Genomic DNA, 13081 nt, shown 5'->3' on the forward strand with positions numbered 1-13081 from the left:
TTCCGATGGGGGCATGCACGTAAAGTGTGAGCTGACTCACTATGGGGAAAGCGTAAGATCTCCGCACCGTGCTGGCAGGGGCGTAATTACCAGTATTTTATACTGGAAAATACTGTACCCATGCGGTTTGTCACTGTTTTTAACCTGACAGTAATAATGTGTTAGTCCGGTGTTTGTAATAAGAATTATTCATACTGCCACGAATGACTTTATTTGCAGTAATAATGAATAGTTATGCCTGTGCGAAACGCACCGGGAGAGAAAATATTCGGAGGATAAAAGGAAAAAATGTTAGCTGGACGGCAGTTGGCAACGCGTGCAGCCTGATAAAGCCGGCCGATATTAATAATATCACCGCAGATAATAGTCAATAACTCTGCCCTTATTTCCTGCATTGCACCATGACAAGCCCCTGCAAGGTGCATCTCACAAACTTCACGCTCAATTTATCCCCTGCCATCACGCCGGTGAGGTTTTGCGGTATGATTCAGACGACTTCGTTTTAAGGGAAACGTTATGAAGCAAATCCGGGTTTTAGCGCAGTATTATGTCGATCTGATGGTCAAGCTGGGGCTGGTGAGATTCTCACTGTTGCTGGCGTCTGCGCTGGTGGTACTGGCAATGATTGTCCAGATGGCGGTCACTATGCTCCTGCGCGGGCAGGTTGAGAGTATCGACGTCGTTCGTTCCATCTTCTTTGGTTTGCTGATCACGCCCTGGGCGGTTTACTTCCTGTCGGTGGTGGTTGAACAACTTGAAGAGTCGCGTCAGCGTTTAGCGCGTCTGGTCGATAAACTGGAAGAAATGCGCCACCGCGACCTCGAACTGAATCAGCAACTCAAAGACAACATCACCCAACTGAATCAGGAAATCGCCGACCGTGTGAAAGCGGAAGAAGCGCGTCTGGCAGTGGTCGATAAGCTGAAACTCGAAATGCAGCACCGCGAACAGGCGCAGATCGAACTGAGCCAGCAATCTGCATTATTACGCTCTTTCCTCGATGCCTCGCCGGACCTGGTGTATTACCGCAACGAAGACAAAGAATTCTCCGGCTGTAACCGGGCGATGGAACTGCTGACCGGCAAAAGTGAAAAGCAACTGATCGGCCTGACTCCCAACGATGTTTATACTCCGGATATCGCCGAGAAAGTGGTCGAAACCGACGAGAAGGTTTTCCGTCACAACGTTTCCCTGACCTACGAACAATGGCTGGTCTATCCGGACGGGCGCAAAGCCTGCTTCGAATTGCGTAAAGTGCCGTTTTATGACCGTATCGGTAAGCGACACGGGCTGATGGGCTTCGGACGTGATATTACCGAGCGTAAGCGCTATCAGGACGCGTTAGAGAACGCCAGCCGTGAGAAGACCACTTTTATCTCAACGATCAGCCACGAGCTGCGTACGCCGCTTAACGGTATCGTCGGGCTGAGCCGCATTTTGCTCGACACCGAGCTGGACAAAGAACAGCACAGCTACCTGAAAACCATTCATGTCAGCGCGATCACCCTCGGCAATATCTTCAACGATATTATTGAAATGGACAAAATTGAGCGCCGCAAAGTGCAGCTTGATAACCAGCCGGTTGATTTCACCGAATTCCTCTCCGATCTGGAAAATCTCTCCGGACTGCTGGCCCAGCCGAAAGGGCTGAAATTTATCATGGAGCCTGACCTGCCGTTGCCGCGCAGTATTACGACGGACGGCACGCGTCTGCGCCAGATTCTGTGGAATCTGATCGGCAACGCCGTCAAATTCACCCGCGAAGGTGAGATTGTGCTGAGCGTGCATTATGAACCGAACGATATGCTGCGATTTGTCGTGCGCGATTCCGGTCTGGGGATCCCGCAGGATGAGCAGGACAAAATCTTTGCCATGTATTATCAGGTGAAAGATCAGAACGGCGGTAAACCGGCGACCGGCACAGGGATTGGGCTGGCGGTCTCAAAACGTCTGGCACAGGCAATGGGCGGCGATATCACCGTCAGCAGCGTGCCGGGTCAGGGTTCCTGCTTTACGCTCGTCGTACGCGCACCAACGCTGGATTCACCGGCTGACCTGGCCAGTGACGAAGAAGACATGCCCTTACCGGCGCTGCACGTGCTGCTGGTCGAAGACATTGAGCTGAACGTCATTGTGGCGCGTTCAGTGCTGGAGAAGTTAGGTAACAGCGTGGAAGTGGCGATGAATGGCCATGATGCGCTGGAGATGTTCGATCCTGACGAATTCGATCTGGTACTGCTGGATATCCAGTTGCCTGACATGACAGGGCTGGATATTGCCCGCAAGCTGCGCACCGATTACGCCGGACAACATCTGCCGCCACTGATTGCCCTGACAGCAAACGTGCTGAAAGACAAAAAAGAGTATCTCGATGCGGGAATGGATGACGTGCTGAGCAAGCCGCTGTCTGTTTCCGCGCTGACCGCGATGATTCAGCAGTTCTGGGATCATCAGCCTGACGTTTCCGTAGTGGAAAAGGAGCCCGTAGTGATGAAAGACAGCGAATCGTTGCTTGATACCGCCATGCTTGAGCAGTACATCGACCTGGTTGGGGCGAAACTGATTTATCAGAGTGCGGATATGTTTGAAAAAATGATGCCGGGCTATCTGGCTGTGCTTGATTCCAACATGACGGCACGCGATCAAAAAGGGATTGCCGAGGAAGGCCACAAAATCAAAGGCGCGGCGGGTTCTGTTGGCCTGAAACATTTACAGCAACTGGCACAACAAATTCAGACGCCGACATTGCCAGCCTGGTGGGATAACGTTCAGGAATGGATTGATGAGCTGAAGGCCGAATGGCGCAATGACATCAAAGTATTACGTGACTGGACGGCAAACGCTGAAAAAAAATAACCCCGGCCGAGGCCGGGGTGCGCGAATACTGCGCCAACACCAGGGAAAGAGGTAACCCACGATAGTTTTTAGGGTTCGGTTTTCGCAGGTCTTGGAATTCAGGTTTAAAGTCTAATACATCCTGTAGCAATCAACATAACAAATATAAGCAGAACTGTTACAACATTCATTAAAAACTGTGATGTAGATTAGTCTTTGTCTATACAAAACATCAAGTCTTTATCGCAGGATTTTTGACAGAATACAAATGAAGCATGTTGATGTTGTATTGGCGACATGCAATTTTGCTTATGGAAGTGAACAATAGCAGGCGGTTTTGCAGGTGAATTTGCGACATGCCCGTCTATGAAACCGGTTCTATAAATTGAAAAATTTATGCCAACTTGTTGTAATATATGGTTTAAGTGTGAATTTCAGCGAAATGATCTCTCCGGAGCCAAAAGAGATCTGAAATTTATTTTAAATGAAAAAATTTCACTTAGGTTTATGCGTTTTTTATCTGATAAAAAGGTGCACACCCTGCTGATTTTTTAGGTATCACAGGTGTTGTATTTGACTTAGTGCGTTAACGCATTACGGAATAATTGATGAGAATTTATTCACTTTCACTGATCGGAATCATAAATTAATCTTACGTATCTTTTGTTGATTAGTTTACAAAAATTTTACTTTTTTGCTTAAAAATCAGTCGCAGTGAAAAAAGCAAGAGTTCCTGACTGTTTGACGGAACTCCTTGATGGTAGTGGTTTAATCGGAATTTTTCGTTCTGAATGTAAGCAAAAGTTTCATTGTTATTGCTCAATTGTTAGCAATATTGTGCAGCATTTCGCTAGCCTGATCTTGCAGGTTATTATTGAGATTGATTAGATGGTCGGATGTGTTGTGGAAAGCGCCAAATGAATAAAATTACTCGAAAAGGCCTGTTGCGTACGCCGCTGTTATGGCTAAAACGCGCAGTGATACTGTTACTCTGCTTATGGGTAGCGGGCATTCTTCTTTTTTCTTTTTTACCCGTGCCTTTTTCTGCCGTGATGGTGGAGCGCCAGATTTCCGCGTGGCTGACCGGTGATTTTGGTTATGTTGCACATTCGGACTGGGTGCCAATGAGTGAGATTTCCTCACCAATGGCGCTCGCGGTGATGGCGGCGGAAGATCAGAAATTCCCGACTCATTGGGGATTTGATGTCGATGCTATTCAGTCGGTGCTGGATAAAGACGGCGGAAAAATGCGTGGTGCTTCGACATTATCCCAGCAAACCGCTAAAAACCTGTTTCTGTGGGATGGGCGCAGTTGGGTGCGTAAAGGGCTTGAGGCCGGGCTGACCGTGGGTATTGAAACCGTATGGACAAAACGTCGCATTCTGACGGTGTACCTGAATATCGCGGAGTTTGGTGATGGCGTCTTTGGCGTCGAGCAGGCTGCGCAGCATTTCTTCCATAAACCGGCCAGCCGCCTGACTGCGTCTCAGGCCGCGTTACTGGCCGCAGTGTTGCCGAATCCGCATCTGTTTAAGGTGAATGCGCCTTCTGCGTATGTCATACGCCGTCAGCAATGGATCCTGCGTCAGATGAGCCAGCTCGGTGGTGAGTCTTTCCTGCAAGAGCATAAACTGCATTAGAGCGGATGATGTTTACAGTAAAAAAAGGACAGCCTGAGCTGTCCTTTTTGGTTATAACGTACTGAATTATTTCACGTAGCTATTTAACGTAAGTAAAGGCCGTGGTGACGTGTTTAACGCCGCTCACGCCAGCCGCTATCCCAGCCGCTGACTTACCTTCTTCCTGCGTCACCAGACCCAGCAGGAACACTTCGCCGTTTTCGGTGGTGACTTTGACGTTAGATGATTTAACCGAATCACTGGTCAGCAACTGAGAACGGACTTTGGTGGTGATCCACGTATCCATTGACGCTGTGCCCATGCTGACCGGCTTACCGGTACGGATTTCGTTGTACACTTCCGTTGCGCCTTCAACACCCATCGCAATTTGTTTTGCGCGAGAAGCCATATCCGCCGTCGGCGCCTGACCGGTTAACAGGACTTTACCCTGATACGCAGTCGCCACGATGCGGGCTTCGTCTTTCAGTTGTTTATCTTTACTCACCGCATTAGAGACACGGGCTTCCAGCGTGCTGTCATCAACCTGAGTGCCGACCGTACGTGGGTCAGTCGTTGTTTTTGTTGCGACGCCAGCCGCACCAACTACCGCAGCGGCGACACAGCCTTGTAGCAGAAGGGCGCTTAACAATACAGCAAAGAGAGGACTCGCCTTCATGGGATCTCCTTAATCGTCCTGGTGTGGGAACAGCGTGTTATCTATCAGGTCACAGAGACAGTTAACTGTGAGCATATGCATTTCCTGAATGCGGGCACTGCGATGAGAGGGAATACGGATCTCAACATCATGAGGCCCCAGTAAACCCGCCAGCTCGCCGCCGTCATAACCTGTTAATGCGACAATGGTCATATCACGGGTTACCGCTGCTTCAACGGCTTTGACAATATCACGGCTGTTGCCGCGGGTAGAAATGGCCAGCAGAACATCACCCGCCTGACCTAAGGCGCGCACCTGTTTAGCATAAATTTCTTCATGCAGTCGATCGTTGGCAATCGCAGTGAGCACAATGTTATCTGCACATAATGAGATTGCAGGAAGGCTAGGACGTTCAGTTTCAAAACGATTAATCAGACTGGCGGAAAAATGCTGCGCATTTGCCGCAGAGGTGCCATTGCCGCAGCACAGAATTTTATTGCCGTTAAGCAGCGATTGCACCAGCGTCATCGCGGCGCGGGAAATCGCGTCAGGCAAGGCTTCTGCCGCCGCAATCTGAGTTTGGATACTTTCTGTAAAGCAGACTTTGATTCTATCCAGCACGGGTTTTCGTCCAGTCAGTCGTCGTAATATTTATTCCGCATTGAAGGCATCACGCAGCCATTCTATCTGGCTGCCGGTGATGGCAAAAACATCAAAACGGCAAGATGATGTGTCAAAGCTTGCGTTCTTTCCTGCAAGCCAGAAAGAGGCAGCGCGTAACAGGCGCTGCTGTTTTTGAATCGTCACGCTGGCCGCCGCACCACCAAAACTGGCGTTGCGCCGGTAACGGACTTCAACAAACACCCAGGTTTGCTGGTCACGCATGATCATGTCAATTTCACCGGCACGGCAGGCCACATTGGCCGCCACGAAGGTTAACCCGGCTTCTTCGAGATAGCGTCGTGCAAATGCTTCGTATTTATCGCCGCACGCCCGCGTTTTTGACAAAAAAGACTTCATCAGTACGTCCTTGTACCTGTAATGGCTGAGAATTCCGATCTCTGTTGAGCTGTTTCAGTTTTCTCTTAAGAAGAAACTGGCACCAGCGAACCCTGACGGTATTGCAGCCATGGCAATTTACGGTGGATCACGCAATTGCTATTGGCGCTCAATTCTCCGGTGCTGCCGGAAACCTGGAAGCCAGGCAATGTGCGCATCTGGGAGAAATGATTTGCCAGATTCCAGGCATCGATCCCCATCGCATAGAGACGAACCAGCGAATAGTCGTTACCAAACTTCGCGGCTGCCTGCTGCATCAGCGCAGGGTTACCGCCTGCCAGTAAAGGAATATCGCTAAACTGCACGCCTTCCATTTCGAGACGGTAATCCGGACCGGCACCTGCCTGATAGCTGCGCGAACTGGCGTACACTGAAGGATGCACGCGGCCATTCACGGCCAGATCCAGCATCGGTTTAATCAGCGTCAGTTCACTTTGTGTCGCAACAACGTAGACGGAATCCACTGCGCCACCGGTACTGCCTTGCGTAATCTGTGCATCTGTCGGCGGCGCCGGGATGGTAATGCCACCAATTGTGACACCCTGCGCTTGTGCTGGCGCGGCTGCATCACTGGTGGTGACCGGCGTACCGGTCAGGCGGATACCGCTGCCAATAGAAGAACGCAATTCACCGGCGGAACCGAGACCTTGTTTCAGTACGGTTTGCCCGCCCAGTTTCTGCCATTCGTTAGCAAAAGCCTGCGCGATACGGTCGCCGAAGCTGCCACGCGGCACCAGTAACAGCGGCATACGTTTCTGCTCAGACCACATGTGGCGCGCAGCATCCTGTGCCTCGTCTTCCGGCGAGAGCGCAAAGTAACAGATATTCGGGCTGTTTTTCTCAGTTTCTGGCTGATTGAGCGCTAAAACATTCAGAGGCGTCTGGTCAGAAGCGAGTGCGTTCACCTGATCTTTCAGCAGCGGGCCGACAACCAGCGTTGCGCCATCCTGCTGAGCCTGCGTCAGAAGCGCGGCCAGAGGCTGACCATTGGTATCATACACTTTCACCTGCCCGTTGCTGCTGGCCACGGGCGCAGCGGCTGGGGTTGCGGCAGGCTGAGCCTGGGAAGGATCGGTTTGAGACGCGGTATTTTGCGCGCTGGCGTCCGGTGCAGATGTACTGACGGCTGCGTTCGGGTCTGCCGGCGTCTGAGATTGTGCGTTTGGATCGGTCGGTGCCGTTTGTGCCGCTGGCTGGCTGACCTGACCGCTCATTGCCGCATTAAAACCCTGCTGAATGGCATTCCCGTAAACCTGTGCCGGGCCGCTCATTGGCAGAAACAGCGCAATTTTGCCGGTTGAAGCAGGCTGGAAAGTCAGCACATTATTGAGCTGAGTCGGCAGGCTTTTCGCTGCCGGATTCACCGGATAACGGCGCTGCCAGTCTTTAATCCCGGCTTTCAGTAAATCAGGATCCTGCTTGTTGCTTTGCCAGACGCTGAGTAAATCCAGCCATCCCTGCAGCGTATTTTCATCCGCATTGATCACGATGCTGTTGACGTCCTGTGCGGACATCTGCGTCAGCGCCATCCAGGTGCGGTCAATGTTGTCCTGATGCGGCTGACCTTGTACCAGCGGCTCCTGCGCGATATAGGCGCGGATCACGCCAAGGCTGGTGCGCCCCTGACTGGCATCGATTTGCGCCTGATAATAACGGGCTTTCTGATCGTTGGTCAGATCGTGGGGATCCAACTGGCTCAGACTGGTGGCTGCTGCCGGATAATTTTTCAGCGCAACCTGCACTTCTGCACTGGTCAGTTGCTGTTCGACGGTTTGGGCAGCCGTCAGATTTTGCGGCACTTTAGCCAGCTGTTCCGCCGCCTGAGGCGCTTTGCCTTCGCGTATCAGGGCACGCACTGCAAGCAATTGCCAGTCAGCCTTGTTATCATCACCGCTTTGCTGCGCCTGCTGCAAATAATAGTCAGAGCTGCCGGACGCTGCACCCTGGACACTTTCTGTCGGTGCCTGCGGCGCCTGACCTGAACAGCTGGCAAGAAGCATGGCCACGATGATGGCAGGGAGTAAACGTCCCGAACGGGTACGAAAGGTCATTGAGGAAGGCATTCAGTTTCCAGTGATGTTTTTTTAAGATGCTCAATATTAAATCGGCAATCCGGATGAAACAATGAATCAAGACGATCAAGCAGATATTTCTGCCTCAACGCTGTATATCGTACCGACGCCAATTGGCAATTTAGGAGATATAACCCAACGCGCGCTGGCCGTACTGAACAGTGTAGATTTGATTGCTGCAGAAGATACCCGCCATACCGGATTGCTGCTGCAACATTTCGCGATCACGGCAAAAATGTACCCGCTGCATGATCATAATGAACAGCAGAAAGCTGAGCATTTACTGGCGAAATTGCAGGCAGGCCAGACGATAGCGCTGGTCTCGGATGCCGGTACGCCGCTGATCAATGATCCTGGCTATCACCTTGTGCGTCGCTGCCGCGAAGCCGGTATCCGCGTGGTACCGTTACCCGGTGCCTGTGCGGCGATCACCGCGCTTTGTGCCGCCGGTTTGCCCTCTGATCGTTTCTGTTACGAAGGGTTTCTGCCCGCCAAAACCAAATCCCGTAAAGATACGTTGCAGGCATTGATTGAAGAACCCCGCACGCTGATTTTCTATGAATCCACGCACCGCCTGTTGGACAGTTTGCAGGATATGGTCGAAGTCTGGGGGCCAGATCGTTATGTCGTACTGGCGCGTGAACTGACCAAAACCTGGGAAAATATTCACGGTGCGCCGGTGGGTGAACTGCTGGCATGGGTGCAGGAAGTCGAAACGCGCCGGCGCGGTGAAATGGTGCTGATCGTTGAAGGCCATAAGGTCGATACCGAAGCCTTACCGGCGGAAGCCCTGCGCACACTGGCATTGCTGCAAAAAGAACTGCCGCTCAAAAAAGCGGCCGCGCTGGCCGCCGAAATCCACGGTGTGAAGAAGAATGCGTTGTATAAATACGCGCTTGATGAGCAAGAGGGTGACAAATAGGGCGTAATACCCTATTATCCGCCGCGGAGTTGACCAGACAGTCGCCGCTTCTTTGCCGTCCCTTTCGGGGGAGACAGAAGGAGGGGAGGAAAGTCCGGGCTCCATAGGGCAGGGTGCCAGGTAACGCCTGGGAAGCGCGAGCTTACGACAAGTGCAACAGAGAGCAAACCGCCGATGGCCCGCGCAAGCGGGATCAGGTAAGGGTGAAAGGGTGCGGTAAGAGCGCACCGCGCGGCTGGCAACAGTTCGTGGCAAGGTAAACTCCACCCGGAGCAAGGCCAAATAGGGGTTCACATGGTACGGCCCGTACTGAACCCGGGTAGGCTGCTTGAGCCAGTGAGCGATTGCTGGCCTAGACGAATGACTGTCCACGACAGAACCCGGCTTAACGGTCAACTCCCTCGTCAACAGAAAGCCCGCGTAGTGTTAACTACGCGGGCTTTCGCCTTTTCCCCGTCACCATTCAAACTGCCGACGCGTTGGCTGCTCTTACTCACCCGAATCGCTTACTTCAGTAAGCTCATCGGGATTCATGCGTTTGCCGCCTTCCTGCAATTTGAATGATTTAGTGGACGTTCTACACCGGCATATCAATCAGCAGCGCCCGTAATGGCGTGCTGGCAGAAACCGTCAGGCTGTTTTCCTGATGGATAAACGCGCCATCGCCACAGGCTAGTTTTTGTAGCTCGCGGCTGACCGAACCCTGCGCATCAATTTGACCGTGAATTGATTGCAGATAGGCGCGCGGTCCGCGAACCGGCAATGTTATTGCTTCACCCGCCGCCAGTGTCAGTTGATGGATCCACACGTTTTGCCGCAGTTGCAGGCTGCCCTTTTCCCCGTCCGGTGAGGCCAGCAGGAAATGCGTCGCCTCCGGCAGTACCATTTTCTGCGTTAACGGATTCTCGTGTTCAGGACAGGCATCCAGCCACAGTTGCATTCGCGTCAGGGGCTGGGTGGTGCTGGTGTTCAGTTCGCTGTAACTGACATTCGCCTGCGTCGACAGCAACGCAGCTTCACCGGCGCTGACCTGCATGCTGTTGCCTTCGCTGTCGCGGTATTCCGCCGAACCCTGCAACACCAGATTCAGCACATCCACGCGCGGATACGTGCGCGGCTGGAAACTGGCACCCGGTGCCAGCACTTCCTGATTCAGGACGCGCAGGGAAGCGTAGCCCATCAGCTTGGGATCAAAGTAATGGCCGAAGGAAAATGTATACCGTGCCTGGAGCCAGCCAAAGTCAGCGGTACCGCACTCTTTTGCCGTTCTGCTGGTAATCATGGCGGTCGCCTCTCTTAAAAATTTCGATGTATAAATGGTAAGCGTCTGGACGTGTGATTGTTAGCCAGTTAATCTGGTCGCTATATTCAAATTTCCTGAAAGAGAAGAGAATGGCTAAGGATCGCGCACTCACACTGGAAGCATTACGGGTCATGGATGCGATTGACCGCAGGGGGAGTTTCGCCGCTGCCGCCGATGAGCTGGGCCGCGTCCCGTCGGCATTGAGCTACACCATGCAGAAACTTGAAGAAGAGCTGGATGTGGTGTTATTTGACCGTTCAGGTCATCGGACAAAATTCACCAATGTTGGCCGGATGTTGCTCGAACGTGGACGAGTATTGCTGGAAGCCGCAGATAAACTGACAGTGGATGCCGAAGCACTGGCCCGCGGTTGGGAAACGCACATCACCATCGTGTGTGAAGCGTTATCGCCCGCTGCGCAGTTGTTCCCGCTGATTGAAAAGCTGGCGCTGAAAGCCAATACGCAGGTGTCTCTGTTAACCGAAGTGCTGGCCGGTGCGTGGGAACGTCTCGAGCAAGGCCGGGCGGATATTGTGATCGCGCCGGATATGCATTTCCGCTCTTCCACCGAAATTAACAGCCGCAAGCTGTATAAGCTGGCCAGCATATACGTGGCCGCGCCGGATCACCCGATCCATCTTGAAGCGGAGCCGCTGTCTGACGTTAGCCGGGTTAAATACCGCGGGATTGCCGTGGCGGATACCGCCCGTGAGCGCCCGGTATTAACCGTTCAGTTGCTGGATAAACAGCAGCGTCTGACGGTCAGTACCATCGAAGAGAAGCGTAAAGCCTTGCTGGCGGGATTGGGCGTGGCGACGATGCCTTATCCGATGGTCGAGAAAGATATCGAGGAAGGGCGATTGCGGGTGGTGAGCGCGGAATATAACCGTGAAATCGACATTATTATGGCGTGGCGCCGTGACAGCATGGGCGAGGCAAAAGCCTGGTTCCTGCGTGAAATCCCTAAGCTGCTGGCTACGCGGGACGTGAAGTAATGTGTCCTTCCCCGTGTGAAAGGGGAAGGAGCCGAACGAAATCAAAAACGGCTATCGCGGCCGTGCTCAGAGTCTAAATCCTGCGCCGGTCCGGTGGAAATAATCCCGTAAGGATTGATGGTCGCGTGGCTGCGGAAATAGTGATTACGGATGTGCGCGAAATTCACCGTGTCGCGAATCCCCGGCATCTGGTAGATATCGCGCAGGAAACCGTACAGATTCGGGTAGTCGCTGATGCGGTAGCGATCGCATTTAAAGTGTGTGACATAGACGGGATCAAAACGCACCAGCGTGGTCCACAAACGCAGATCCGCCTCGGTCAGCTGATTGCCGGCCAGATAGCGATGTTTGCCCAGTAATTCCTCGGCACGTTCCAGTGCCGCAAAAACACCGTCAACCGCTTCATCGTAGGCTTCCTGAGATGTCGCAAAACCCGCCTTATACACCCCATTATTGATTTGCGGATACACCCACTCATTAATCTCATCAATCTCTGAACGCAACGCCTCGGGATAATAATCCCCGGCTTTGGCACCCACGGCATCAAACGCGCTGTTGAACATGCGGATGATATCGGCGGATTCATTGCTGACGATGGTCTGCTGCTTTTTATCCCACAGGATTGGCACGGTGACGCGGCCGGTGTAATCGTTCTGCGCGCGCAGATAGATTTCATAGGCGTAATTCAGATGATACAAATCATCACCGGTCGCGGCCGGGAAATCGGTGCCGAACGTCCAGCCGTGTTCCAGCATCAGCGGGTGCACGACAGACACCGGGATAATGTCTTCCAGCCCTTTCAGCGTACGCATCAGTAAGGTGCGGTGCGCCCACGGGCAGGCCAGCGAAACATACAGATGATAACGGTCGCGTTCTGCGGTAAAGCCGCCAACGCCGTGTTCGCCCGGCGTCCCATCAGGCGTTATCCAGTTACGAAACTGCGCTGCTGAACGTTTGAAATGACCGCCGGTCGACTTGGTGTCGTACCAGGTGTCCTGCCAAACGCCATTCACTAGTTGTCCCATTTTTCCTCCTTCCCCCTCATCCTTCGAGCCGCCGTGATGCAACCCGAATGATTTAGGGGAGATTTACAGATAAGTAATAAAAAAGGGCGAGGTGATAAATCACATCGCCCTGCAGGTCTGACTTATTGTCTTATTTAATTATAGCGTGGTTGCTGCTCCCTGGTGCCGGGGCAATTACCAGTTTTTCTTGATCAGGCGGTCGATGCTGAATGCGCCAGGGCCGGAAGCAAACAGGACGAAGAATCCACCCGCGATAGACAGGTTTTTCATGAACATCATCTGGTTCACGCCCTGTGCAAAATCAGTGTGGAAGATCAGCGCCGTCAGGATAGTGAAGATGGCGGTGATCAGCGCGGTGGTACGGGTAAAGAAGCCGAACAAGATTGCCAGACCGCCGCCAAACTCTAACAAGATAGTCAGTGGCAGGAAGAAGCTTGGCACGCCCATGGAAGCCATGTAACCCGCAGTCGCGGTGTAACCGTTAATTTTGCCCCAACCTGCAACAATAAACAGAATAGGCATCAGAATACGTGCAACCAGTAAAGCTGTGTCGTGTAACTTGTTCATCTTCGACTCCGAAAGTGGTGCGCCCAAAT

At 52.6% G+C, this 13081-nt stretch carries 11 protein-coding genes and 1 other RNA gene; 5 read left to right on the plus strand and 7 right to left on the minus strand.

Features of this window, described 5'->3' with window-relative positions; translation table 11 throughout:
• The first annotated feature begins 516 nt into the window (after positions 1-516).
• Positions 517-2856 carry an aerobic respiration two-component sensor histidine kinase ArcB gene (gene arcB / locus HGO41_RS20115; protein ID WP_013577233.1) on the plus strand — a complete coding sequence of 780 codons (2340 nt, stop codon included), beginning with the start codon at positions 517-519 and terminating at the stop codon, positions 2854-2856.
• Positions 2857-3752: 896 nt separating this feature from the next.
• Positions 3753-4475, plus strand: a complete 723-nt coding sequence (mtgA, locus tag HGO41_RS20120; RefSeq protein ID WP_013577232.1) for a monofunctional biosynthetic peptidoglycan transglycosylase — start codon at positions 3753-3755, stop codon at positions 4473-4475.
• Between the two features lie 79 nt (positions 4476-4554).
• On the opposite strand, the gene dolP is transcribed toward mtgA, so the two are convergent.
• From dolP to HGO41_RS20140, 4 genes are all read right to left on the minus strand, one after another.
• On the minus strand, positions 4555-5130 hold the full coding sequence (gene dolP, locus HGO41_RS20125; RefSeq protein WP_013577231.1) for a division/outer membrane stress-associated lipid-binding lipoprotein: 576 nt from the start codon (positions 5128-5130) through the stop codon (positions 4555-4557).
• A 9-nt stretch (positions 5131-5139) separates the two neighbouring features.
• Entirely contained in the window at positions 5140-5730 is a 591-nt protein-coding gene (gene diaA / locus HGO41_RS20130; protein WP_013577230.1) for a DnaA initiator-associating protein DiaA, read from the minus strand.
• Positions 5731-5760: 30 nt separating this feature from the next.
• Entirely contained in the window at positions 5761-6129 is a 369-nt protein-coding gene (locus HGO41_RS20135; RefSeq protein ID WP_153376096.1) for a YraN family protein, read from the minus strand.
• A gap of 65 nt (positions 6130-6194) precedes the next feature.
• A complete protein-coding gene (locus HGO41_RS20140) occupies positions 6195-8231 on the minus strand; it encodes a penicillin-binding protein activator (RefSeq protein ID WP_013577228.1) in 2037 nt (678 codons plus the stop codon).
• A 61-nt stretch (positions 8232-8292) separates the two neighbouring features.
• On the opposite strand from HGO41_RS20140, the gene rsmI reads away from it, so the two are divergent.
• Positions 8293-9162, plus strand: coding sequence for a 16S rRNA (cytidine(1402)-2'-O)-methyltransferase (gene rsmI, locus HGO41_RS20145; protein ID WP_013577227.1), 870 nt, complete (start codon positions 8293-8295; stop codon positions 9160-9162).
• Positions 9163-9187: 25 nt separating this feature from the next.
• Positions 9188-9566: RNase P RNA component class A (gene rnpB, locus HGO41_RS20150), an RNA gene on the plus strand.
• A gap of 173 nt (positions 9567-9739) precedes the next feature.
• Here the strand turns inward: rnpB and HGO41_RS20155 are convergent.
• A complete protein-coding gene (locus tag HGO41_RS20155; protein WP_250981331.1) occupies positions 9740-10444 on the minus strand; it encodes a pirin family protein in 705 nt (234 codons plus the stop codon).
• Positions 10445-10554: 110 nt separating this feature from the next.
• On the opposite strand from HGO41_RS20155, the gene HGO41_RS20160 reads away from it, so the two are divergent.
• On the plus strand, positions 10555-11460 hold the full coding sequence (locus HGO41_RS20160) for a LysR family transcriptional regulator (RefSeq protein WP_013577213.1): 906 nt from the start codon (positions 10555-10557) through the stop codon (positions 11458-11460).
• Positions 11461-11501: 41 nt separating this feature from the next.
• Here the strand turns inward: HGO41_RS20160 and HGO41_RS20165 are convergent, their stop codons facing one another.
• Both HGO41_RS20165 and HGO41_RS20170 read right to left on the minus strand, forming a co-directional pair.
• Positions 11502-12485, minus strand: a complete 984-nt coding sequence (locus tag HGO41_RS20165; RefSeq protein WP_250981332.1) for a glutathione S-transferase family protein — start codon at positions 12483-12485, stop codon at positions 11502-11504.
• 174 nt (positions 12486-12659) lie between these two features.
• Positions 12660-13052 carry a DoxX family protein gene (locus HGO41_RS20170; protein WP_013577211.1) on the minus strand — a complete coding sequence of 131 codons (393 nt, stop codon included), beginning with the start codon at positions 13050-13052 and terminating at the stop codon, positions 12660-12662.
• Positions 13053-13081: the final 29 nt, after the last annotated feature.

Source organism: Rahnella sp. CG8 (assembly GCF_023701875.1).
In the GTDB taxonomy this organism is placed as follows: Bacteria; Pseudomonadota; Gammaproteobacteria; order Enterobacterales; family Enterobacteriaceae; genus Rahnella; species Rahnella aceris.